This window comes from Streptomyces sp. NBC_00038, assembly GCF_026343635.1.
Taxonomy (GTDB): Bacteria; Actinomycetota; Actinomycetes; order Streptomycetales; family Streptomycetaceae; genus Streptomyces.
The window spans coordinates 6028825-6052173 of record NZ_JAPELQ010000001.1; the positions used below are offsets into that span (position 1 = coordinate 6028825).

The following is a 23349-nucleotide window of genomic DNA, read 5'->3' on the forward strand; positions in this document are numbered from 1 at the left end:
GTCGTGAGCATAGCCAGTTTGTTCGGTGGTTCCGGAGTCGTGAGGATTCGAGGCTGTGAACTCTCCGCGACCGAGTCGTTAAAGAAGTGATCTGGGCGGTGTGTCGGGCGGGGCGGTGGGGGCGCCGATGGGGTCACGCAGCTCCCGGGCGGCGGGAGAATGGCAGGTATGAGTCCCATGTTCCGGCGCGGTGGGCGTCGTACGGAGAAGGCGGAGGCCGGGGTTCCTGGCGAACAGCGGCTGGTCACGCTGATCAGGAAGCCCGGATGTCATCTGTGCGATGACGCACAGGAGGTGGTCGCGAGGGTCTGCGACGAGCTCGGGGTCGTCTGGGAGCAGAAGGACATCAGTACGGACGAGGAGTTGTACCGCGCGTACTGGGAGCAGATCCCGGTCGTGCTGGTCGATGGTGCACAGCACACGTTCTGGAGGGTGAACGAGGAGCGCCTTCGCAAAGCCCTCACATAGTGACGGGAGGCGAGATCGTGGCCCCATCGTGGCCTGACTGAGTAGTCCAAGTGGTCCGGAAAGTCGCCTAGGATCGACGGCGATTGGTCTCGGGGGCGGGATGCGTTGAGGAGAGTGTGCGGTTTTGCCCCCTTCAGGCGAGGAACGAAAGCGTCCGCGCGCCGGTTCCATAACCACGCGCCGGGCGTGCGTGACCCCGGTCACGTTGGCCGGGCAAATCGGACACCATCTTTGTGCACGCGTTCACAAAGACATAGCCTGCATTCGACGGGGCGGTCTAGGTAAGTGTGACCGCCTGCAGCCCCGCGCTACCCGCAGGAGCACCGTGGCAACTGGCCGAACTCACCGACCGGCGACCCGCAGCCGAGGGATTCCCGAGGCCACCGTCGCCCGGCTTCCGCTGTACCTCCGAGCCCTCACCGCACTGTCGGAGCGCTCGGTACCCACGGTCTCCTCCGAGGAGCTCGCGGCCGCCGCGGGGGTCAACTCCGCGAAGCTGCGCAAGGATTTCTCCTACCTCGGCTCCTACGGGACACGTGGTGTGGGGTACGACGTCGAGTATCTCGTCTACCAGATCTCCCGCGAGCTGGGCCTGACCCAGGACTGGCCGGTCGTGATCGTCGGTATCGGTAACCTCGGCGCCGCGCTGGCCAACTACGGCGGGTTCGCCTCCCGTGGGTTCCGGGTCGCCGCGCTGATCGACGCCGATCCCGAGATGTCGGGCAAGCAGGTCGCCGGGATCGCCGTGCAGCACAGCGACGGCCTGGAGAAGATCATCGACGAGAACGGCGTCTCCATCGGGGTCATCACGACCCCGCCGGGCGTCGCCCAGGCGGTGTGCGACCGGCTCGTCGCCGCCGGGGTCACCTCCATCCTCAACTTCGCGCCGACCGTCCTGTCCGTCCCGGACGGTGTCGACGTACGCAAGGTCGATCTCTCCATCGAGCTGCAGATCCTCGCCTTCCACGAGCAGCGCAAGGCCGGCGAGGAGGCCGAGGCGCAGGCCGCGGCCGCCGTTCATCCGGCCGCCCAGGAGAACTCCGGCAAAGGGCCTGACGGGGATGTCCCCGCCGTGATGCCGGCATGAGTCTCCTCGTAGTGGGGCTGAGTCACCGCAGTGCTCCGGTCAGCGTCCTGGAGCGGGCCACGCTGTCCGCGGACGCGCAGGTCAAGCTGTTGCAGGACACCATCGCCGCGGAACCGGCTGCCGAGGCCGCGGTACTCGCGACCTGCAACCGCATCGAGCTGTACGCCGACGTGGACAAGTTCCACGCGGGCGTCGCCGAGCTGTCCACGCTGCTCGCCCAGCACAGCGGGGTGGGGCTCGAGGAGCTCACTCCTTACCTGTACGTGCATTACGAGGACCGGGCCGTCCACCATCTGTTCTCCGTGGCCTGCGGCCTCGACTCGATGGTCGTGGGCGAGGGGCAGATCCTCGGCCAGATCAAGGACGCCCTCGCGACCGGGCAGGAACTGCACAGCGCGGGCCGGCTACTGAACGACCTGTTCCAGCAGGCCCTGCGGGTCGGCAAGCGCGCCCACTCCGAGACCGGCATCGACCGCGCGGGCCAGTCCCTGGTCACCTTCGGCCTGGAGCAGCTGGCGTCCGGTGCTCCGGTCGACGTCTGGCTCAAGGGCAAGCGGGCGCTGGTCCTCGGTGCCGGTTCCATGTCCTCGCTGGCCGCCGCGACGCTCGCGCGTGCCGGGGTCGCCGAGGTCGTCGTCGCCAACCGCACCCTCGACCGCGCCGAGCGCCTCGCCCAGATCCTGACCGACAGCGACGAAACGGACGTGCTGGCCCGCGCGGTACCGATCGACTCGGTGCCGGTCGAGCTGACACGTGCCGACATCGCCGTCTCCTGTACGGGCGCGACGGGGCTTGTCCTGTCGGCCGAGTCCGTCGCCACCGCGATCGAGGGGCGTACGGCTCCGGTCGCGGACTCCCGGCGCGCGGCTCCGGGCGCGGGATCCGGTCGTACGGCCGCCTCCGTCGGCGTACGGGACGGCCTCGCGCCGACCAGTGTCGGAAGCGAAGAGGGCTGCCCGCTCGACCTGTCCGCCGTGCAGGGCACCGCCGGCTTCTCGGTCCTCGGCGAGGCGGCGGTGGCCGGAATGGCCGCGGCCGAGCTGGAACAGCACGCGGCGTGGGTGGACAAGGGCACGGCACGTGCCGCCGGACAGGGACGCGGGCAGCGCGAAACGGGCGCCGGCTCCACGGCGGCCCTCGCCGCCACGTCGGAGACCGCGGCCGAGCGGGCGCGCGGCCTGGACGCCACCGGCCTCGCCGGGGCGCCGGAAGCGGCGGGTGCCATCGCCACCGCTCCGCAGGGCGCCACCGCCGCGACCTTCGGAGTCGCGCTCGACGCCGAGCTCATCACCGCGCTCGCCGCCACCGCGGCCACCGTCGGCCGGGTGCCCGAGCGCCGCAAGCCCGAGCCCGTCGCCGAGGTCCCCCGGCCCGCTCCCGTGCTCGCACTCCTCGACCTGGCGATGCCCCGCGACATCGACGCGGCCGTGCACCGGCTGCTCGGGGTGCGGCTCGTCGACATCGAGTCGCTCGCCGACGCGTCCGCGGACGCGCCGATGGCCGCCGATGTGGACCAGGTGAAACGGATCGTCTCCGACGAGGTGGCCGCCTTCGGCGCCGCCCTGCGGGCCGCGCACATCACCCCCACCGTCGTGGCGCTGCGGACCATGGCCGCCGATGTCGTCGCGAACGAGATCGCGCGCCTCGACGGGCGGCTGCCCGGCCTCGACGAGAAGCAGCGCGGGGAGATCACCCAGACCGTGCGACGTGTGGTCGACAAGCTGCTGCACGCGCCGACCGTACGGGTCAAGCAACTCGCCGCCGAACCCGGCGGCGCCGGGTACGCGGACGCGCTGCGGACCCTGTTCGACCTGGACCCCGAGACGGTTGCCTCCGTCTCACGGGCCGAGGAAAGCAACACCGACAACATCGACAACGCTGAGAACACAGAGAACGCCGAGAGCGCCGAGAACCGAGGGCGAGCATGAGTGAGCAGGCTTTGAGACTGGGGACCAGGCGAAGCAAACTCGCCATGGCCCAGTCCGGGCAGGTGGCGGACGCCGTGAGGCAGGTGACCGGACGGCCAGTCGAGCTCGTTGAGATCACGACGTACGGCGACACCTCCCGCGAGAACCTCGCGCAGATCGGCGGCACGGGGGTGTTCGTGACCGCGCTGCGCGACGCACTCCTCGCCGGAGACATCGACTTCGCCGTGCACTCCCTCAAGGATCTGCCGACCGCGCAGCCCGAGGGCCTCGCGCTGGCCGCCGTACCGCTGCGCGAGGACCCGCGTGACGTGCTCGTCGCCCGCGACGGGCTCATCTTCGAGCAGCTGCCGAACGGGGCCCGCGTCGGCACCGGTTCGCCGCGCCGCATGGCCCAGTTGAACGCGTACGCGCGCAATCACGGGATGACGATCGAGACGGTCGCGATCCGGGGGAACGTCGACACCCGGATCGGATACGTGCGGAAGGGCGAGCTGGACGCTGTCGTGCTCGCCGCCGCCGGACTCAGCCGCCTCGGCCGGATCGAGGAAGTGACGGACTTCCTGTCCGTCGACACTGTTTTGCCCGCCCCCGGCCAGGGGGCACTGGCGATCGAGTGTGCCGCGGACAACGCGGACCTCGTCGCAGCGCTCGGTGAACTCGACGACCCGCTCAGCCGGGCCGCCGTGACCGCCGAACGGTCCCTGCTCGCCGCCCTGGAGGCCGGCTGCAGCGCACCTGTGGGTGCGCTCGCCGACCTGCTGGCCGACGGGCAGATTGTCAAGGAAATGCGCCTGCGCGGCGTCGTCGGCACGACCGACGGCTCGACGCTGGTGCAGTTGTCCACCACCGGTCCCGTGCCCGAGACGTACGACCAAGCAATGGCGCTCGGCCGTGAACTCGCTGCCGAGATGCTTGCCAAGGGCGCGGCCGGTCTGATGGGGGAGCGAGCACTTTGAGCCCCACCAACCTTCCCGCCGGTCCGGACCACGGGCACGTCACCTTCCTTGGTGCCGGACCCGGGGATCCGGGACTACTGACACTGCGCGCCGTAGAGGCGCTGGCGAACGCGGATGTTCTCGTCGCCGAGCACGAGGTGCTCGACGTCGTCCGCGCTCACGCCAGACCAGGCGTCGCCGTACTGAATACGGATACCGAAACTGGTACAGGTAGTAATGCGTCGCCCGTGGGCACGCCTTCATCCGTGAGTGCGTACTCGGGTACGGGCACGCCTCAGCTAACGGTTGTTGACGGTTCGTCAACAACCGTTGGTGACCCCGTGTTGAGGGACGCTGCCAATCTTGTCATGACGGCCGCACGGGGCGGCAAGCGGGTCGTGCGTGCGGTGTCCGGGGACCCCGGACTAGATACGTACGCCGCCGAGGAAATGCTCGCCTGTGTCGCCGCGGGTGTGCCGTTCGAGGTCGTACCCGGTGTCGCGGCCGCCGTCGGTGTGCCCGCGTACGCGGGTGTGCCGCTGCGGGACGCGCAGGGCGCGGATGTGCGGTTCGTCGACGCGCGGACGGCCTCCGACCGGTGCTGGACCGAGGTCGGGGCATCGGACGGGACGGTCGTCGTCTCCTCGACGCTCGACTCGGTCGGTGCGGCGGCCGGTGAGCTGGTCGCCGCGGGCCGCAAGCCCGATACGCCGATGACCGTCACCGTCGCCGGAACGACGACGCGGCAGCGGACCTGGGCCGCCACCCTCGGCACCATCGCGCAGACGCTGAAGCAGGCGAAGGTGCTGCCCTCCCCGGAGGGTCACCGCCCGGTGATAGCCGTGGTCGGTGAGCGTTCCGCCGCCGCCCAGCGCGACCAGTTGTCGTGGTTCGAGTCCAAGCCGCTGTTCGGCTGGAAGGTCCTCGTACCGCGTACGAAGGAGCAGGCGGTCTCGCTCTCCGACCAGTTGCGGTCCTACGGGGCCGTGCCGCACGAGGTTCCGACGATCGCCGTCGAGCCGCCGCGGACGCCTCAGCAGATGGAGCGTGCGGTCAAGGGGCTCGTCACCGGCCGCTACGAGTGGATCGCCTTCACCTCGGTCAACGCCGTGAAGGCGGTGCGGGAGAAGTTCGAGGAGTACGGGCTCGACGCGCGCGCATTCGCCGGCATCAAGGTGGCGGCGGTGGGCGAGCAGACCGCGAACGCGCTGATCGCCTTCGGTGTGAAGCCGGATCTGGTGCCGAGCGGGGAGCAGTCCGCCGCCGGGCTCCTTGACGACTGGCCGCCGTACGACCCGGTGTTCGACCCGATCGACCGGGTGTTCCTGCCGCGGGCCGACATCGCCACCGAGACGCTGGTCGCCGGGCTGATCGAGCTGGGCTGGGAGGTCGACGACGTCACGGCCTACCGGACCGTGCGGGCGTCTCCGCCGCCGGTCGAGACGCGTGAGGCGATCAAGGGCGGCGGTTTCGACGCCGTGCTCTTCACCTCGTCGTCCACCGTGCGGAACCTGGTGGGCATCGCGGGCAAGCCGCACAACGTGACGGTGATCGCCTGTATCGGGCCCGCCACCGCGAAGACGGCCGAGGAGCACGGTCTCCGGGTGGACGTGATGGCTCCCGAGCCGTCCGTGCTCAAGCTGGCCGAGGCGCTCGCGGACTTCGGGCTGCGGCGTCGTGCGGCGGCCACGGAGGCGGGGGATCCCGTTACGCGGCCGAGTGAGCGGCGGCCGGGGTCGCGGCGGCGGCGTACGACGTAAGCACCTTTGCGTATTTGCGTATTCGAGTAGGGGACGCCCGTAGCTGCTTAGGCGGCTGCGGGCGTCACTGCGTTCGCGGTCATGCGGCTGCGGGCGTCACCGCGTGGCCGAAGCGCAGGAGGTTCGCCGGGTCGTAGGTGGCCTTCGTCCGGCGGAGGCGGGCGTAGACCTCGGGGGTCCAGGCTCGTGCGCGGTCGGCCTCGTCGCCCGGGGCGCCGTGGATGTTGACCATGGTCCTGCCCGTGCCGTACGGCGCCATCGCGGCGTTCAGTGCGACCGTGGCCGTCTCGACCGCCGCGGCGGCCTCCGGTCCCGCGAGCACACCGACCGTCTCCAGCAGGTACCCCGCGTCGCGCGCGCAGACCGCGTCCTCGACGGCGGCGGGGCGGGCCAGTTCGCCGCCCATGTGGCGCAGCTCGACCAACAGCAGCGGGTAGTCGGTGGGGGCTGCCGGGCCCACCTGGTCCAGGAAGGTCCGTACGGCTTCGGGGGTCAGGTCGCGCATCAGGGCGCACGACTCCCTTGCGGGGAGCGGGTCCTGGGGCTCCGCGTACACCTGGTCCACGGCCGTGTAGTCCATCTCCGCCACCGTGTCGACCACCACCGGCGCCGCCTCGCGGATCGGCGCGAGCAGGCGCTCGCCCTCCGCGGGGTCGCCGGTCCAGATCGCCGCGACCCGGGCCCAGAAGCCGCCGCGCAGGGGTTCGGGGATCTGTGGGAGTGGGGGCAGGCGCAGGATCGTGAACGCCGTGCACATCTGCGGGGGCAGGGTGGGGGTCCACGCCGCGAAGGCGTTGAGGAGGGCCTCCGCGTGCTCGCCGGGGCAGTAGATTCCGCCGCCGAGGACGCGGGAGAGCGGGAGCAGGTCGCAGACCAGTGCCGTCACCACGCCGACGTTGCCCTTGCCGCCGCGCAGGGCCCAGAAGAGTTCCGGTTCGTGGTCGGCGTCCGCCTCGTGCAGCGTTCCGTCGGGCGTCACGACCTGGAACGAGCGGACGTGGTCCGCCGCGTAGCCGTACGCCCGGCCGAGCACCGGGAGCCCGCCGCCCAGTGTGTAGCCGATGACGCCGACGTCCGTCGACGAGCCGTTGAGGGCGGCGAACCCGTGTGGCGCGGCCGCCTCCAGGACGTGGCGCCACTTCGCTCCGGCGGCGACCGTCGCGGTGCGTGCGGTCACGTCGATCCGTACGTCCGTCATGCGCGAGGTGTTGATCAACAGGCCGTTCTCGACGGGGAAGTTCGCGCCGTGGCCGGTGGCCTGTACGGCGACGGGGGTGCCGGTGGCTGTCGCCCAGCGCATCGCGGCCACGACGTCGTCGGCACCGGTCGCGCCGACGACCACTTCGGGGGTGTGGCGGGCGGCCAGGTTGAAGCCGGTGACTTCGGCGGCGTAGTCCGGGTCGCCGGGGCGCAGCACTGGGCCGCGGATGTCGGAGAGGGCGAAGAGGTCGGGGGTGGCGTGCGGGTGGTGAGGTGCGGGGGCGGTCATCGCGTCCTCCTTGAGCGCGGGCCGGGCGGGTGCGCGGGGGAGGGACGGCGGCGGTTCTGGTCTGATGCCGGCGTCAGTGCCTGCGGGGTCCTGGTTGCGGCCCGTCGTTGGGGGCCTTATTTCCAGCATGGACCTGTGGTGGTCGGCTCGCATGCGGGGGTGTAGGTGGGGGCTGGCGCCGGGTGGGTGGGTCGGGGGCGTGCCGGTACGTCCGCCCGTCGCCGCCGGATCAGACGTTGGGCGAGTGGTGGAACGTCCGGTGACGCGGGCGTACGCGACGGGCTTTGGACGTACCGGCACGCCCCCTCCCGCCGGTGGGCGGCTGCGGGGTGTGGGGTGTGGGGTGTGGGGTGTCCGGGGGGTGTCGGCCCAGGTTTCCGGGTTGCACGTGGGAGGTGTTCGCGCCGACGTCGCGTCGGCAAAGGGGGTGTCGGGGCGGGCGTAGCGTGTGTGTATGACGACGTACGGATCCTTTCCCGGTACGCGGCCGCGGCGTCTGCGGACCACTCCCGCCATGCGGCGGATGGTCGCCGAGACCCGGCTGCATCCCGCCGACTTCATTCTTCCGGCCTTCGTGCGCGAGGGCATCGGTGAGCCTGTGCCGATCGCGGCGATGCCGGGCGTCGTGCAGCACACCCGGGACAGTCTGAAGAAGGCGGCCGCGGACGCGGTGGCGGCCGGGGTCTCCGGGATCATGCTCTTTGGGGTGCCGGAGGAGTCGAAGAAGGACGCGGTCGGTACGCCGGGTACCGATCCCGACGGGATTCTCCAGGTCGCGTTGCGTGATGTGCGTGCCGAGGTCGGTGACGAGCTCCTTGTGATGTCCGACCTGTGTCTGGACGAGACCACCGACCACGGTCACTGCGGTGTGCTCGACGAGCAGGGGCGCGTCGACAACGACGCCACGCTCGAGCGGTACGCCGAGATGGCCCAGGTGCAGGCCGACGCGGGGGCGCACGTCGTCGGGCCGAGCGGGATGATGGACGGCCAGATCGGCGTCGTCCGTGACGCCCTGGACCAGATCGGCCGCGAGGACGTCTCGATCCTCGCCTACACCGCCAAGTACTCCTCCGCCTTCTACGGCCCGTTCCGGGAGGCCGTGGGCTCGTCCCTGAAGGGCGACCGCAAGACGTACCAGCAGGACCCGGCGAACGTCCGGGAATCCATGCGGGAGTTGGCGCTCGACCTCGAAGAGGGCGCCGACATGGTGATGGTGAAGCCGGCGGGTCCGTATCTGGACATCCTCGCGCGGGTCGCGGACGCGGTCGACGTGCCCGTGGTCGCGTACCAGATCTCCGGCGAGTACTCGATGATCGAGGCCGCCGCTGAGAAGGGCTGGATCGACCGCGACAGGGCCATTCTGGAGACGCTGACGGGGATCAAGCGGGCCGGGGCGCGGAACATCCTCACGTACTGGGCGACGGAGGTCGCGCAGAAGCTGCGCTGAGGCGGCCGATGTCGAGGGGGCCTCCTCTTGCTTCCCGCCGGTGGCCGCGTCCGTATCCCGGAAACCCGCTTGTAGACGGCACGTACATCCCTAGGCTGCGGCAGGAGTCGCTGTCGCAGCCGAAGGAGCCGAGTCATGACCGTCGTCGAGCCCGCCCCTGCCCTTGCCCCCGTGCCGCCGCTCGCCGCCCGGGCCCGCTCGATCGGCGGTTCGCCGGTACGGGACATCCTCGCCGTCACCGCGCGGCCCGAGGTGATCAACTTCGCGGGCGGGCTGCCGGCGCCGGAGCTCTTCGACGTCGACGGGATCGCCGCCGCCTACCGGGCGGTCCTCGCCGAGGTGCCCGCGCAGGCGCTGCAGTACTCCACGACGGAGGGCGAGCCGGAGCTGCGGGCCGCGCTCGCCGCGCGGACCTCGGCACGCGGGCCGGCCACCGGCCCCGACGACCTGCTCGTCACCACCGGCTCCCAGCAGGCCCTTTCCCTGCTCGCCACCGCGTTGCTCGAACCCGGGGACACGGTCCTCGTCGAGAACCCCTGCTATCTGGCGGCCCTCCAGGTCTTCGGCTTCGCGGGCGCGCGGGTGGTGGCCGTACCGGGGGACGGACACGGCGTCGACCCCGAGGCGCTGGAGGAGCTGGTGGTGCGCGAACGCCCCAAGCTGCTCTACACCGTGCCCACCTTCCAGAACCCGACGGGCCGTACGCTGCCGGGTGAGCGGCGGGCCGCCGTCGCCTCCGTCGCCGCCCGGCACGGGCTGTGGATCGTCGAGGACGACCCGTACGGCGAGCTGCGCTTCGAGGGCGAACGCGTGCCGTGGATCGCGTCGTACGCCGGCGCCGAGGACCGTACGGTCCTGCTCGGCTCCTTCTCCAAGGTCATGGCACCCGGTATGCGGCTCGGCTGGCTGCGCGCCCCGGCCGAACTGCGCCGCGCGTGCGCCGTGGCCAAACAGGCCGCCGACCTGCACACCCCGACCGTCAACCAGCTCGCCGCGGCCCGCTACCTGGCGGACAACGACCTGGACGGGCACGTCACGCGGGTCGCGGCGGTCTACCGCGAACGCCGGGACGCCATGCTCGCCGGCCTCGCCGACGCCCTCCCCGAAGGCTCGGTCTGGGACCGGCCCGAGGGCGGCATGTTCCTCTGGGCACGACTTCCGGAGACGTACGACACCACCGCGCTGCTGCCGACCGTGGTGCGGCAGGAGGTGGCGTACGTCCCCGGTGCGCCGTTCTACGCGGCCGAGCCCGACCGGTCGACGCTGCGGCTGTGCTTCGTGACGCAGACGCCGGAGAAGATCGGGGAGGGGCTGCGGCGGCTGGGGGCCGGGCTGGCGCTTGCCGGTTGAGCCCGCTGAGTCACCAGGTGAGGGCGTCGGCCATGGTCGACTGCCAGTACGAGACGCCGATCGAGTCGTCGACGTACACGCCCTTCGCGGGGAGCGACGGGTGGGACGCGTCCCCCGTGCTGTTGTTGAGGAGGACCGAGAGGGACTTGGCCGTGTAGCCGTTGGAGCCGCTGCCGTCGGCTGCCGAGAGGAGCACGCTCGCGTAGCCGGACTCACCCGGGGCCAGCGTGACCACCGCCTGCGGCTTGGAGTCCTCGAAGGCAGGCGGGACCGACTGGGCCTCTTCGAAGCGGACGGCCGGGTAGCCGATGAGGTTGCAGTTCCCCGAGCCGATGTTGGTGACGGTGAGGAGCAGGTGGTTCAGGGGGCGGGAGACCTCTGTGGCGGTCGTGCGGGTGGTGGTGCTGGAGCAGCGGGCGGAGGTGGGGGCCGAGTCGTTCGAGTCGTTCGAGCCGGTGGATCCGGTGGATCCGGTGGAGTTTGTGGCCCCGCTTGAGCCCGTCGTGCCGTTGGCGGCCTGGTCGGCTCCCGTGGACGTTCCCTCGTTCGTCTTGTCCGACGGGGACGACGGGGACGATGGGGTGGCTGAGGTGATGGGTGACTGCGTCGACGTGCCCTCCTCGCGGACGCCCCCTCCGTCGTTGCACGCCGCCAGTGTCAGTGTGGCGAACGTGATCGCGGCTGCGGCGAGCATGCGGTTGCGGGTGGTGCGTGCGGACATGGCTGATCCCCCTGGTGTGGAACGGGTGTTGATGCAGGCCGCTCGACCGGGTGCCGGGAGCGGCGTGCTTTGATGGCCACAGCTTGTGCGGTGATCCGTCCCAGCCGCCACAGCTGCCGGTGTTTCCGGGACGCTGGAACGCTCACAGTGCCTCTGACCTGGTGGAACGATGGTCCCCTGGAACGCGGATCTGGGACGTGGGGAAGTGAGGAACGGTGGCGGGGGACGTGGCGGGGGACGAGTTCTCGGAGCTCCTGGGGCAGTTGAAGCAGCGGTCCGGGCTCAGCTACGGAGTGCTGGGGAAGCGGCTCCACATGAGTGCGTCGACGCTTCACCGGTACGTCAACGGGGACGCCGTACCGACGGATTACGCGCCCGTGGAACGGTTCGCCCGGGTGTGCAAGGCGACCCCCGATGAGCTGGTGGAGCTGCATCGGCGGTGGGTGCTGGCGGATGCGCGGCGGGGGCAGAAGGGAGCCTCCGCAGTCGCTGCGCCGGTGGCGGTTGCCGGATCCGGAGCGGGGGTTGAGCCGGAGTCCGAGGCCGTCCCGGAGATCGAGCGCGGGGTCGTGCCGGACGCGCCGGTGGTGCGGCGTCGGCGTACCGCCGTCCTCGCCGGTGCCGCCGTGGCAGCGGCCGTCGTGTCGGTCGCGCTTGTGGTGAATCTTGTGCCCGGCAAGGGCGATGACGATCAGGGGAAGAAGCAGTCCGTGGGGGTCGCCGCCTCGGAGTCCGTCGCCGACAGTCCCAGTGGCGCCGATACCGGTGATTCGCAGGGCTCGAAGGGGAAGTCGGCCTCGCCGTCCGCCTCGCGCAGCGGCAGTCCCACGGGTCCTGCGGTGTCCGCGTCGGCGAGCGGTGGAGCAGCCGCCCAGAACGGCGGCTCCATGGACGGCGCCACCGCGCCCGCGGTCGCCACCAACCCGTACAAGTGGGACGGCCCGTGCAGCCAGCACTACCTGGTGAACCGGAAGGCCGAGCGGGTGCCCCCGCCGCCGAGCGAGTCGGAGGCGCGTGGGTGGGTCACCGCGCTCGGCGGTGTCGCCGCCGGGGAGCAGATGGTCGCGCTGACCGTGCAGGGCACCGGGGAGGCCACCGTCGTACTGGACGCGCTGCATGTGCGCGTGGTGACGAAGAGCGCGCCGCTCGCCTGGAACGACTTCGCGATGGGCATCGGTTGCGGCGGCGGCGTGGAGACGAAGTCGTTCGTCGTGGACCTGGATGCCGGAAGTCCCGCGGTCGCGGCCAAGGCGGGGCAGCGCGACTTCCCTTACAAGGTCAGTGAGTCCGACCCCGAGGTCTTCTACGTGTTCGCGGACTCGAAGGCCCACGACGTGAGCTGGTACCTGGAGCTGGACTGGTCCAGCGGGACGGAGAAGGGCACGGTGCGCATCGACGACAACGGCAATCCGTTCCGGACGAGCGGGAACGTGGGGCGGCCCGCGTACGCGTACCCGCTGGGCGACTCCGAGTGGTGGAGGGACGAGTACGAGCCCAACATCAAGGGCTGAGAACGCCGGCGGATCGGTCGAGGGCTGAGGCCTGCGGTCCCGGATCGGGTTCGCGGATCGAGTTCCGGGCACTATCAAGTCCCCCTGGGAGTTGGGTTGTTGCCCGTTGAATGACGCGACTCCCCAGGGAGAGGCCCATGCCCGGTGACGCTCTCGGCCAGGACTCCGCCGAGTTGAGAAAGAGGATCGACACCACCAAGGCGCACCCCGCGCGCGTCTACGACGTCTTCCTCGGCGGCAAGGACAACTACGAGGTCGACCGGGCCGCCGCCGCTGCCGCCCTCGCCGCCAATCCGCGCGGCTACCTCGACGTCCGGCACAACCGCGACTTCCTGCGGCGCGCCGTGACCACGCTGGCCAGGGAAGAGGGCATCCGCCAGTTCCTGGACATCGGCACCGGGCTGCCGACGCAGGAGAACGTCCACCAGATCGCCCAGCGGATCATCCCGGACTCGCGGGTCGTGTACGTCGACAACGACCCGGTGGTTCTGGCTCACTCGCGCGCTCTGCTCACCAGCGGGCCCGAGGGCCTCACGGACTACCTCGACGCCGACCTGAAGCAGCCCGCGCAGATCCTCGAAGAGGCCGCCAAGACCCTCGACTTCGACCAGCCGATCGCACTCGGACTCGTGGCGACCCTGCACTTCGTCGAGGACGCGGAGGCCTACCCGATCGTCCGCGAGCTCGTCGACGCGCTGTCGTCCGGAAGCCGGCTCGTCCTCAGCCACCTCACCGAGGACCTCAACCCCGAGAACGTCCGCGCGGTCCAACGGACCTACACCGAGCGCGGATTCACCTTCGTGCTGCGCTCCAGGGCGGAGGTCGAGCGCTTCTTCACCGAGAACGGCCTGGAACCGGACGACCCGGGCGTCGTCCCCGCCCACCACTGGCGCCCCGACGGCGCGGCCCCGCTCCCCGAACGGGCCGATCCCGCCCACCTCGCCACCCTCGACGACATCGAGAAGGTCCGCTACCGCGACATCAACGACGTCACGGACGCGGACATCAACGTGTACGCGGCGATGGGGCGCAAGGCTTAGGTAGGGACTCCTGGCCGGCCGGTGTCAGTCCCACCAGAAGGACCACACCTGCTGGTCGAGGATCTCGTGGGCCGCATACGCCCGCAGGGCCTCGTAGTCGCCCTGGGTGATGTTGTCCGGGCAGAACGCGAAGTGCTCGGCGGCGACCGCCTCCGCCTCCGCCGTGGTGGTCGGCGGGGCGGCCACCGACAGGACGAGCTGGTCGAAGGTGAGGGCGACCACGCGTATGCCGAAGCGGTCCTCCCAGGAGCGGAGTACTGCGCACAGGCGCGCGACGTCACCCTCGTAGTTCACGGGACCGGACCAGCCGATCGCCGCCGGGATGTCCGCGCTGCGGCGGGCGGGGACCAGGGCGAGGCGCGGTTCCTTCAGCCAGGAGCCGCTGTCCGTGAGCGAGTCGGCGATCTCGGCGGCGCGGGCGTCGGGGTCGGTGGTGGGTGTGGCCGGCGTGGTGGCGGGGGCGAGGCCCGGCCACTCCGGGCCGTGCGGGGCGATCGTCTCGTCGTAGGTGTTGGGCTCGCCGAAGACTTCGACGACGGCTTGCCTGCCGGGGTAGTCCTCGTCGGCGCCGAGCTCGTCCGCCGCGTACTCCTCCCAGAACTCCGCCAGCACCTCCTCGGCGTCGTGATCCCCGGGGTACGACACGTCGGCCGGCCTCAACAACCACTCCTCCAGGCCGCCTTGGGCGCCGCCGACGTCCACGAGGAGGGGGAGCAGGCCGGAGGTCCGCCGGGCGGGCTCCAGCGCCGACCAGGCTCCGGGGGCCGCCGGTGCGTCGGCGTGCCAGAGCAGCGGCTCGGGCCAGGCGCCCTCGCCCTCCCCCACTGCCTTAAGGGCGTGGGAGGTGCCCCCAGCGTCGATCAGTTTCCCGGGCGGGAGTTCAAGCCCGAGCGTGCGGCCGCTCGGGTCGGCCGCCAGCTTCGGCAGCGGGTTGGGGAGTGTTGCCATGCCAGTGACTTTAGGGGGAGCCACTGACAACGGGGTCGGGTCAGAGTCGCTCAGGCGTCCTGATGCCCAGCAGAGCCATGCCCTGGTGGAGCGTGCGGGCCGTCAGGTCGCAGAGGAACAGGCGGTTCTCGGCGATCTCCTGTGCCGGGCGGGGCTTGATCACCGGGCACTGGTCGAAGAACGTCGTGTACAGCGACGCCAGTTGGTACAGGTACGCGGTCACCTTGTGCGGTGCGTACTCTGCCGTCGCCTCCGTGAGCAGATCGCCGAACCCGTCCAGGTGCAGGCCCAACGCCCGCTCGGCCGGGGCGAGTTCCAGCTCCGGGTGCGCGACCGGGGACGCGCCCTCCGCCTTGCGCAGGATCGACCTGTTCCGGGCGTACGCGTACTGCAGGTACACGCTCGTGTCGCCGTTGAGCGAGACCATCTGGTCCAGGTCGAACTTGTAGTCCCGGTTCGCCGACGTCGACAGGTCCGCGTACTTCACGGCGCCGATCCCGACGTACCGGCCGTTCTCGACGATCTCCTCCTCGGTCAGGCCCACCTTCTGGGCCTTCTCACGCACGACCGCCGTGGCCCGCTCGACGGCCTCGTCGAGGAGGTCCTCGAGCTTGACCGTCTCGCCCTCACGGGTCTTGAACGGCTTGCCGTCCGCGCCGAGCACCGTGCCGTAGCCCATGTTGTGCGCGGTGACCTCGTCGGTCAGCCAGCCCGCCCGGCGTGCCGTCTCGAAGACCATCTTGAAGTGCAGGGACTGGCGGACGTCCACGACGTAGATCAGCGTCGTCGCGTTCAGGTCGGTGACACGGTTGCGGATCGCGGAGAGGTCGGACGCCGCGTAGCCGAAGCCGCCGTCCGCCTTCTGCACGATCAGCGGCACCGGCTGGTCGTCCTTGCCCCGGATCTCGTCGAAGAAGACCACGAGCGCGCCCTCGGAGCGCACGGCGACGCCGGACTCCTCCAGGAGTCGCGCTGTCTCGGGCATCAGGTCGTTGTACGCGGACTCGCCGACGATCTCCTCGTCCCTGATCTCCATGTCGAGCTTCTCGAAGACCGAGTTGAAGTAGACCTTCGACTCGTCCACGAACTGCTGCCACAGGTCGAGGGTTTCCTTGTCCCCGGACTGGAGGGCGACGACCCGCTTCCGGGCCCGCTCCTTGAAGTCCTCGTCGGCGTCGAAGACGGCGCGCGAGGCCTTGTAGACCCGGTTCAGGTTCGACATGGCCTGCTCGCCGTCGACCTCTTCGGCGGGGGCCAGCTCGCCCGGGTTCTCGATCAGGTACTGGATGAGCATGCCGAACTGGGTGCCCCAGTCGCCGATGTGGTGCCGGCCGATCGTCTGCTCGCCGGTGAAGTCGAGCATGCCGCGCAGTGCGTCGCCGATGACGGCCGAGCGCAGATGACCGACGTGCATCTCCTTCGCGACGTTCGGCTGGGCGTAGTCGATGACCGTGACGCCCGGCTTCTCCTTCAGCGGTACGCCGAGCCGGTCGTCGTCGTACCGGGCGGCGAGGGTCTCGATGATCGCCTTGTCGGTGATCGTGATGTTCAGGAAGCCGGGTCCCGAGACCTCGATGTCCTTGATCACGTCACCGGCCGCCACCTGCGCCACGACCTGCGTCGCCAGCTCCCGCGGGTTCGCCTTCGCCTTCTTCGCGAGGGCCAGGATCCCGTTGGCCTGGAAGTCCGCCCGGTCGCTTCGGCGCAGCAGCGGGTCGGCGGAACCGGCCTCCGGCAGAGCTGCCGAGAGGGCGTCCGCGAGGCGCTGATGGACGGAAGCGGTGAGGGACGTGACCGAGGCCATGGAGTGGGTGCCGTTCTGCTCGGGTTCCGGAGTTTCGACAGCTGAGAGAGCTACGAAACCCCAGTATCCCATGTGCTGAAAAGCCGTTTTCGCGGTTCAGGGCCGAGCTGGGAGAATGAGCCCGTCAGCCGTGTGACCGTACCGGCTGCTCCCGAAGGAACTCCAGAAAAAGAGGACGTGCCGATCGTGGCTCAGAGCACCGAGACCACCGACTGGGTCTCCCGTTACGCGGATGAGGTCATCGAGGAGTCGGAGCGTCGGGCCCCGGGCAAACCCGTTGTCGTCGCGTCCGGTCTCTCCCCCTCCGGCCCGATCCACCTCGGGAACCTCCGCGAGGTCATGACGCCGCACCTCGTCGCCGACGAGATCCGGCGGCGCGGCCACGTCGTACGCCACCTGATCTCCTGGGACGACTACGACCGCTACCGCAAGGTCCCGGCCGGCGTCCCCGGCGTCGACGACTCCTGGGCCGAGCACATCGGCAAGCCGCTCACCTCGGTCCCCGCGCCCGCCGGCTCCTCGTACCCGAACTGGGCCGAGCACTTCAAGGCCGCGATGACCACCTCGCTCGCCGAGCTGGGCGTGGAGTACGACGGGATCAGTCAGACCGAGCAGTACACCTCCGGCACCTATCGCGAGCAGGTTCTCTTCGCGATGAAGCACCGCGGGGACATCGACGCGATCCTCGAGCAGTACCGGACCAAGAAGGGCCCGGCGAAGAAGCAGGGGCAGAAGCCCCTCGACGAGGCCGAGCTGGAGGCCGCCGAGGGCTCCGGCGCCGCCGCCGAGGACGACGGCAGCTCGGACGCCGGGTACTTCCCGTACAAGCCCTACTGCGGGCGTTGCGAGAAGGACCTGACGACCGTCACCGCCTACGACGAGGACAGCACCGAGCTGACGTACACCTGCTCGGCCTGCGGTTTCTCCGAGACCGTCCGGCTGAACGAGTTCAACCGCGGCAAGCTGGTCTGGAAGGTCGACTGGCCCATGCGCTGGGCGTACGAAGGGGTCGTCTTCGAGCCGAGCGGAGTCGACCACTCGTCCCCGGGCTCCAGCTTCCAGGTCGGCGGCCAGATCGTCGGGATCTTCGGCGGCAAGCAGCCCATCGGGCCCATGTACGCCTTCGTCGGCATCAGCGGCATGGCCAAGATGTCCAGCAGCAAGGGCGGGGTCCCCACCCCGGCCGACGCCCTCCAGATCATGGAGCCGCAACTGCTGCGCTGGCTCTACGCCCGCCGCCGCCCCAACCAGTCCTTCAAGATCGCCTTCGACCAGGAGATCCAGCGGCTCTACGACGAGTGGGACAAGCTCGCGGGCAAGGTGACCGACGCCTCCGTGCTTCCGGCGGACGCCGCCGCGTACGCGCGAGCCGTGGGTACGGCGGCCGGTGAGCTCCCCAGGACACCCCGCCCGATGCCGTACCGCACCCTCGCCTCCGTCGCCGACATCACCGCCGGCGCCGAGGACCAGACCCTGCGGATCCTGAGCGAACTCGACCCCGAGAACCCGCTCGGCTCACTGGACGAGGTCCGGCCGCGGCTCGACAAGGCCGAGACCTGGATCAACACCCAGGTCCCGGCCGAGGAGCGCACCGTCGTCCGTGAGGAGCCCGACACGGAGCTCCTGAAGTCCCTCGACGACCAGGGCCGCGAATCCCTGCGCCTGCTCCTCGACGGACTCGACGCCAACTGGTCCCTGGACGGCCTGACCCACCTCGTCTACGGCGTCCCCAAGGTCCAGGCCGGCTTCCCCGCCGACGCCACCGCCAAGGAACTCCCGTCCGAGATCAAGGTCGCCCAGCGCACCTTCTTCGCCCTGCTCTACCACCTGCTGGTCGGGCGTGACACCGGTCCGCGCCTGCCCACGCTGCTGCTCGCCGTGGGCCAGGACCGGGTGCGCAAGCTGCTCGGGGCGTAGGGCTACGGCTCTACGGCTCTACGGTTCTACGAGGATGGGGGCGCCCGGTGATCAGTCACCGGGCGCCCCCATCGGCGTACGCACTCACCTGCTGTGACCCGCTTACGCGATGTGCTCTTCCTGGAGATCCGCCGTGTGACGGTTCGTGAAGCGCTTGACCAAGCGGTCGGCCTCGCGCTGCGGGAGCGTGGTGCCGAACGTCGCCTCCACGTCACCCCTGAACTGGCCCGAGGTCGGATAGCTGCCGTCTATCGACTTCTTGAAGACCAGGTAGTAGTCCTCCTCCGTCGGCTCCGAGCCGCCGCCCGCACCCATCTCACGGGTCCGGCCCGGACCGGACGGGATCGGGAAGGTACCGGTGTCCTCCGGAGAGGGCTCCGGGGCGGGGGCAGGCTGCTCCTCGTACCGCTGCTGCGGGAACGCCTGCTGCTGCTCGAACTGCTGCTGCTCGAACTGTTGGCGCGCCTGGAACTGCTGCTGTTCCTCGAACTGCTGCCGTGCCTGGAACTGTTGCCGAGCCTGGTACTGCTGCTGTTCCCCGAACTGCTCGGCCTGCTGCTGCTCCGCGTACCACTGCTCGTCCGCGGCATTCGGGTCGTACGTCGGGTCGTAGCCGCCCTCGTACGCGACGGACTGGGGGTCCCGCGCCTGAAGCCACTGACTCTGCGCCTCGGCGTAGTCGTCCAGCTGCTCGGGGGGCTCGTTCGCCTCGGCGGCGGGAAGCTGTTCCCGGGCAGGTGCCCCGTTGCTCCCCAGGGCCGGAGCCGTCGGCTCCGGCTCGCGGGCTACCTCCAACTCCGGCGCGGGGGGCAGCAGTACGGGTTCGATGCCCGCCGCAGCGAGACCCGAGGGGGCCGTCTGCGCCAGCGGAACACCGTACTTCGCGAGCCGCAGCGGCATCAGGGACTCCACCGGGGCCTTGCGGCGCCACGCGCGCCCGAAGCGGGAATGGAGCCGCGCCTGGTAGACGAGGCGGTCCTGCTCCAGCTTGATGACCTGCTCGTAGGAGCGCAGCTCCCACAGCTTCATACGGCGCCACAGGAGGAACGTCGGGATCGGAGAGAGCAGCCAGCGCGTGAGGCGGACCCCCTCCATGTGCTTGTCCGCCGTGATGTCCGCTATGCGGCCGATCGCGTGCCGGGCCGCCTCCACCGAGACCACGAAGAGCACCGGGATCACGGCGTGCATGCCGACACCCAGCGGGTCCGGCCAGGCCGCCGCGCCGTTGAACGCGATCGTCGCGACGGTCAGCAGCCACGCCGTCTGGCGCAGCAGCGGGAAGGGGATCCTGATCCACGTCAGGAGAAGGTCGAGGGCGAGCAGGACGCAGATGCCCGCGTCGATGCCGATCGGGAACACGTAACTGAAGTTCCCGAAGCCCTTCTGGATCGCGAGCTCGCGGACGGCCGCGTACGAGCCGGCGAAGCCGATGCCCGCGATGACGACCGCACCGGCGACAACCACGCCGATGAGAATCCGGTGCGTGCGTGTGAGCTGAATCGGCGCGGACACCCGTACTTCCCTCCCCTTACTTGTCGTTGCGCGCAACAGGGTGGCACATGTGTGCGTCGCCCGGATGCCCGGTACGGCACGAGCCCGGTCCCTGTAAGGGGCCGGGCTCCTGCAAATGGCCTGGTGGGACTACGAGTTGAGCAGCAGGACCGGCTCTCGCCGGGTCAGCTCTTCGTAGCCGACTTGGAAGGTGACGCGCTCTTCGAGGCCGACTTCGACGGGGATGCGGACTTCGTGGCCGACCCCGAGGGGGACGCGCTCGCCCCGGCGCCGCCCTCCTTGTTCGCGGCGGTCACCGCCGCCACCGCCTCCTTCGCGGCCTTCTCCGCCGACTTCAGCAGAGTGGCGGCGGACGGGGGCTTCTCGCCCGCCAGACCGGCACCGTTGTAGTCGAGCGTGACGACGACGTTCTCCACGCGCGCCACGATCGTCTGCTGCTTGAAGGCGCCTTCCTTCTTCTTCAGGTCGTAGCTCACGGCCGTCGCCTCGTCGCCCGTACCGGACACCGGCGCCGACTTCGTGTTCTTCGCGCCCGTCACCGCCTTCGCGGCCGTGACCTGCTTCTCGAAGTACGTGTGCGCCTGCTCGTCGCCCGAGCCACGCGAGTCCGACTCGAAACGCAGCAGAGCCACGTTCAGCCAGCGGTACTGCGAGCCGTCCACGCCGTTGCTGTCGAGGCTCGTCCAGTAGCAGTTGCCACGCTCGGACACATCGTCCGATGTGCCCTTCTTGCCCGACTTGGCCGCCTTCGGGACCAATGAGCCCAGCGTCTTGTCCGACAACACCGAGCAGGACTCGGGCAACGTCGCGTACGCGGCAGCCTGCACGGCATTCGCCGAAGCACTCGCGGACGCCTGCGCGTCAGGGCTCGAACCGGAGCTGTTGTTCGCGTCACCGGAGGCGGAATCAGAGCCGGAATCCGACGAACAGCCCGCGGCGACAAGCATCACCGGGACGGCGGCTGCGCTGACAAGGATGCGGGTGAGTCGCGGTACTCGGCCTACTCGCTGTACTGGTCGGTGCATGGTTCCTTCACTCGTGGCGCTCGTGGTGCGGCCGCACATGGAACGTGCGACCGGTCGGGTCCGAGGGGCCACGGTACGCGGTGAGCAAGGTGGACGGTCCCGCTTCGCGGGCTTTGCGCCCGGGGCCCGAACCCCCCTCCCGACCCGCTAACCGTCGAGCGTGTCAGCCAGCTTCGCCGCCAGATTCCGCGCCCTGTCCTGCATTTCCTTGCTGTCCGGCACCTCGCCCGTGACCGCCGGCTGCTCGTCGTACTGGATCGTCACGATCACATTCGACGTGCGGAACACCACAGTCACCGTGCGCTGCTGAGCCGTCGAGCCAGCGGAGCTGAGCGTGTCGTTCAGGTACGCCTCGTCGCCGAGACCGTCGAGGGTGCGGGGCTGGAGAGAGGTGGGGGTCGCGCTCGCGGAGGGCGAGGCGGAGGACGTCGAAGAGGACGTCGAAGAGGGGGTCGCGCTCGCGCTGCCGGAGGCGGAGTCAGACGGGGACGCGGAACTGCCGGCGTCCGGACTCTCCCCGCTCTCCTCACTCTCCGAGCTCTCGGAAGCGGAGGGCTCGGGGAGGTCCGCCGCCGTCTCCTTGCCCGCGTACAGACCCGAAGCCTTGCTGTCGTCGCTCACCGAGTCGTACGAGACCACGCGCTCGAAATCGACGAAGAGGTGATCGGTGGCGTCCGTCGACTCCACCTTCCAACGGCAGCCGACGCGCCGGTCGGTGTCGTACGTGAGCGTCGGCGTGCCCTCGTACGCCGTGTCGCGCTGCTCCTCGTCGCTGATCTGCTTGATGCCGGGGAGCAGCGAGTCGAGGGTGCCGTGATCGACGGCGGCGCAGGCCTCGGGGAGCGTGCGGTACCTGCCGGGCTGGGCCGCCGGTGCCGTCGTACTGGAGTCGCCCGGCTTCGAATCGTCCGTCGCGCCGCCGTCGCTCGAACTGCCCGTGCAGCCGGCCAGCAGCGCCGCGAGGAGCACGGCGACGCCGGGTACATACGCCTTCCGCTGCACGGTCAGGCTCCTCTCCTGTGGTTATTCGGTTGCCGCGTGGGGGCGGCCCCTGGAGACAATGTGTATCGCACGCACTGCCGTGAACGCCGGTCCGTTGTCCCATACGTAGACCTTGGCGCCGGTTTTGCGTTTTGAGACTTCTGTTTGTTTCCGGGGGAAAGAGAACGAAATGTCGTACGTAGAGGTACCGGGCGCCAAGGTCCCCATCCGCATGTGGACCGACCCGGCGTCGGTCGAGGACGTGGCGCTGCGTCAGCTCCAGAACGTGGCGACCCTGCCGTGGATCAAGGGGCTCGCCGTGATGCCGGATGTGCATTACGGGAAGGGCGCGACGGTCGGGTCCGTCATCGCCATGCGGGATGCGGTGTGTCCTGCGGCGGTGGGGGTGGACATCGGGTGCGGGATGTCTGCCGTCAAGACGTCGCTCACCGCCAACGACCTGCCGGGGGATCTTTCGCGGCTTCGGTCGGAGGTTGAGCGGGCCATTCCGGTGGGGCGGGGGATGCATGACTCTGCCGTCGAGCCCGGGCGGTTCCATGGGCTGGCCACCGCGGGGTGGGATGACTTTTGGGGGCGGTTCGATGGGGTTGCGGAGGCGGTGAAGTTCCGGCGGGGGCGGGCCGTTTTGCAGATGGGGACACTCGGAGCCGGGAATCACCATTGTGAAGTATCGGTTGATTCGGACAGTTCGATCTGGTTGACGCTCCACTCCGGGTCCCGCAACATCGGCAAGGAACTCGCCGAGTACCACATTGGCGTCGCGCAGAAGCTCCCGCACAATCAGGGCCTGGTCGACCGTGACCTCGCGGTCTTCGTCTCGGACACTCCGCAGATGGCCGCGTACAGGAATGACCTCTACTGGGCGCAGGAGTACGCGAAGTACAACCGCTCGATCATGATGGCGCTCCTGAAGGACGTTATCCGCAAGGAGTTCAAGAAGGCGAAGCCGACTTTCGAGAAGGAGGTCAGCTGTCACCACAATTACGTTTCCGAGGAGCGCTACGACGGGATGGACCTGCTCGTGACGCGCAAGGGCGCGATTCGGGCGGGTGCCGGTGACCTCGGGATCATCCCGGGTTCCATGGGTACGGCGACGTACATCGTGAAGGGACTCGGGAACGAGAAGGCCTTCAACTCGGCATCGCACGGCGCGGGTCGGCGTATGAGCCGCAGCGCGGCCAAGCGTCGCTTCTCGACGAAGGATCTGGAAGTGCAGACGCGGGGTGTCGAGTGCCGCAAGGACTCGGGCGTCGTGGACGAGATTCCAGGTGCGTACAAGCCGATCGAGCAGGTTATGGAGCAGCAGAGCGACCTCGTGGAGGTCGTGGCCAAGCTGAAGCAGGTTGTCTGTGTGAAGGGCTGACGCACGAGGTCCCCGGTCAGAGGCCGGGGACCTCGCTCATTG

The 23349-nt window shown here is 69.9% G+C and carries 18 protein-coding genes; 11 read left to right on the plus strand and 7 right to left on the minus strand.

Going from position 1 to position 23349, the window contains the following annotated elements; genetic code table 11:
* Positions 1-159 precede the first annotated feature (159 nt).
* From OG219_RS27265 to OG219_RS27285, 5 genes are all read left to right on the plus strand, one after another.
* The gene (locus OG219_RS27265) at positions 160-468 is read left to right on the plus strand and encodes a glutaredoxin family protein (RefSeq protein WP_266830721.1); all 309 of its coding nucleotides are present in this window, start codon (positions 160-162) and stop codon (positions 466-468) included.
* A 325-nt stretch (positions 469-793) separates the two neighbouring features.
* Complete coding sequence (locus OG219_RS27270; protein ID WP_266830723.1) at positions 794-1555, plus strand: redox-sensing transcriptional repressor Rex; 762 nt, start codon at positions 794-796, stop codon at positions 1553-1555.
* Positions 1552-3483: a glutamyl-tRNA reductase gene (locus OG219_RS27275; protein ID WP_266830725.1), complete on the plus strand. Its 1932-nt coding sequence runs from the start codon at positions 1552-1554 to the stop codon at positions 3481-3483. Before OG219_RS27270 ends, OG219_RS27275 begins: the two co-directional genes overlap by 4 nt.
* Positions 3480-4439, plus strand: a complete 960-nt coding sequence (hemC, locus tag OG219_RS27280; RefSeq protein ID WP_266830727.1) for a hydroxymethylbilane synthase — start codon at positions 3480-3482, stop codon at positions 4437-4439. The genes OG219_RS27275 and hemC overlap by 4 nt, the downstream gene beginning before the upstream one ends.
* Positions 4436-6178 carry a bifunctional uroporphyrinogen-III C-methyltransferase/uroporphyrinogen-III synthase gene (locus OG219_RS27285; protein ID WP_266830729.1) on the plus strand — a complete coding sequence of 581 codons (1743 nt, stop codon included), beginning with the start codon at positions 4436-4438 and terminating at the stop codon, positions 6176-6178. Before hemC ends, OG219_RS27285 begins: the two co-directional genes overlap by 4 nt.
* Positions 6179-6257: 79 nt before the next feature.
* On the opposite strand, the gene OG219_RS27290 is transcribed toward OG219_RS27285, so the two are convergent.
* Positions 6258-7667, minus strand: coding sequence for an FAD-binding oxidoreductase (locus OG219_RS27290; protein ID WP_266830731.1), 1410 nt, complete (start codon positions 7665-7667; stop codon positions 6258-6260).
* Between the two features lie 454 nt (positions 7668-8121).
* Here OG219_RS27290 and hemB point away from each other — a divergent pair, with 454 nt between their 5' ends.
* Both hemB and OG219_RS27300 read left to right on the plus strand, forming a co-directional pair.
* On the plus strand, positions 8122-9114 hold the full coding sequence (gene hemB, locus OG219_RS27295) for a porphobilinogen synthase (RefSeq protein WP_266830733.1): 993 nt from the start codon (positions 8122-8124) through the stop codon (positions 9112-9114).
* Positions 9115-9249: 135 nt separating this feature from the next.
* Complete coding sequence (locus OG219_RS27300; RefSeq protein WP_266830735.1) at positions 9250-10464, plus strand: PLP-dependent aminotransferase family protein; 1215 nt, start codon at positions 9250-9252, stop codon at positions 10462-10464.
* 10 nt (positions 10465-10474) lie between these two features.
* Here OG219_RS27300 and OG219_RS27305 read toward each other — a convergent pair whose 3' ends face one another.
* Positions 10475-11185, minus strand: coding sequence for a DUF4232 domain-containing protein (locus OG219_RS27305; protein WP_266830737.1), 711 nt, complete (start codon positions 11183-11185; stop codon positions 10475-10477).
* 215 nt (positions 11186-11400) lie between these two features.
* Between OG219_RS27305 and OG219_RS27310 the strand changes: the two genes are divergently transcribed.
* On the plus strand, positions 11401-12696 hold the full coding sequence (locus tag OG219_RS27310; protein ID WP_266830739.1) for a helix-turn-helix transcriptional regulator: 1296 nt from the start codon (positions 11401-11403) through the stop codon (positions 12694-12696).
* A gap of 137 nt (positions 12697-12833) precedes the next feature.
* On the plus strand, positions 12834-13736 hold the full coding sequence (locus OG219_RS27315) for an SAM-dependent methyltransferase (RefSeq protein WP_266830741.1): 903 nt from the start codon (positions 12834-12836) through the stop codon (positions 13734-13736).
* Positions 13737-13760: 24 nt separating this feature from the next.
* Here OG219_RS27315 and OG219_RS27320 read toward each other — a convergent pair whose 3' ends face one another.
* On the minus strand, positions 13761-14684 hold the full coding sequence (locus tag OG219_RS27320) for a DUF4253 domain-containing protein (RefSeq protein ID WP_266830743.1): 924 nt from the start codon (positions 14682-14684) through the stop codon (positions 13761-13763).
* Between the two features lie 40 nt (positions 14685-14724).
* Positions 14725-16488, minus strand: coding sequence for an arginine--tRNA ligase (gene argS, locus OG219_RS27325; RefSeq protein ID WP_266830745.1), 1764 nt, complete (start codon positions 16486-16488; stop codon positions 14725-14727).
* A gap of 177 nt (positions 16489-16665) precedes the next feature.
* Here argS and lysS point away from each other — a divergent pair, with 177 nt between their 5' ends.
* Positions 16666-18405 (plus strand): lysine--tRNA ligase, encoded by a 1740-nt coding sequence (gene lysS, locus OG219_RS27330; RefSeq protein ID WP_266830747.1) that lies wholly within the window; start codon positions 16666-16668, stop codon positions 18403-18405.
* Between the two features lie 102 nt (positions 18406-18507).
* Here the strand turns inward: lysS and OG219_RS27335 are convergent, their stop codons facing one another.
* The 3 genes from OG219_RS27335 to OG219_RS27345 form a co-directional block, all read right to left on the minus strand.
* Positions 18508-19917, minus strand: a complete 1410-nt coding sequence (locus OG219_RS27335) for a DUF2637 domain-containing protein (RefSeq protein ID WP_266830749.1) — start codon at positions 19915-19917, stop codon at positions 18508-18510.
* Between the two features lie 164 nt (positions 19918-20081).
* Positions 20082-20942, minus strand: a complete 861-nt coding sequence (locus OG219_RS27340; RefSeq protein WP_266830751.1) for a DUF3558 domain-containing protein — start codon at positions 20940-20942, stop codon at positions 20082-20084.
* Between the two features lie 147 nt (positions 20943-21089).
* A complete protein-coding gene (locus OG219_RS27345) occupies positions 21090-21944 on the minus strand; it encodes a DUF3558 domain-containing protein (protein ID WP_266830753.1) in 855 nt (284 codons plus the stop codon).
* A 169-nt stretch (positions 21945-22113) separates the two neighbouring features.
* Here OG219_RS27345 and OG219_RS27350 point away from each other — a divergent pair, with 169 nt between their 5' ends.
* Complete coding sequence (locus OG219_RS27350) at positions 22114-23307, plus strand: RtcB family protein (RefSeq protein WP_266836250.1); 1194 nt, start codon at positions 22114-22116, stop codon at positions 23305-23307.
* Positions 23308-23349: the final 42 nt, after the last annotated feature.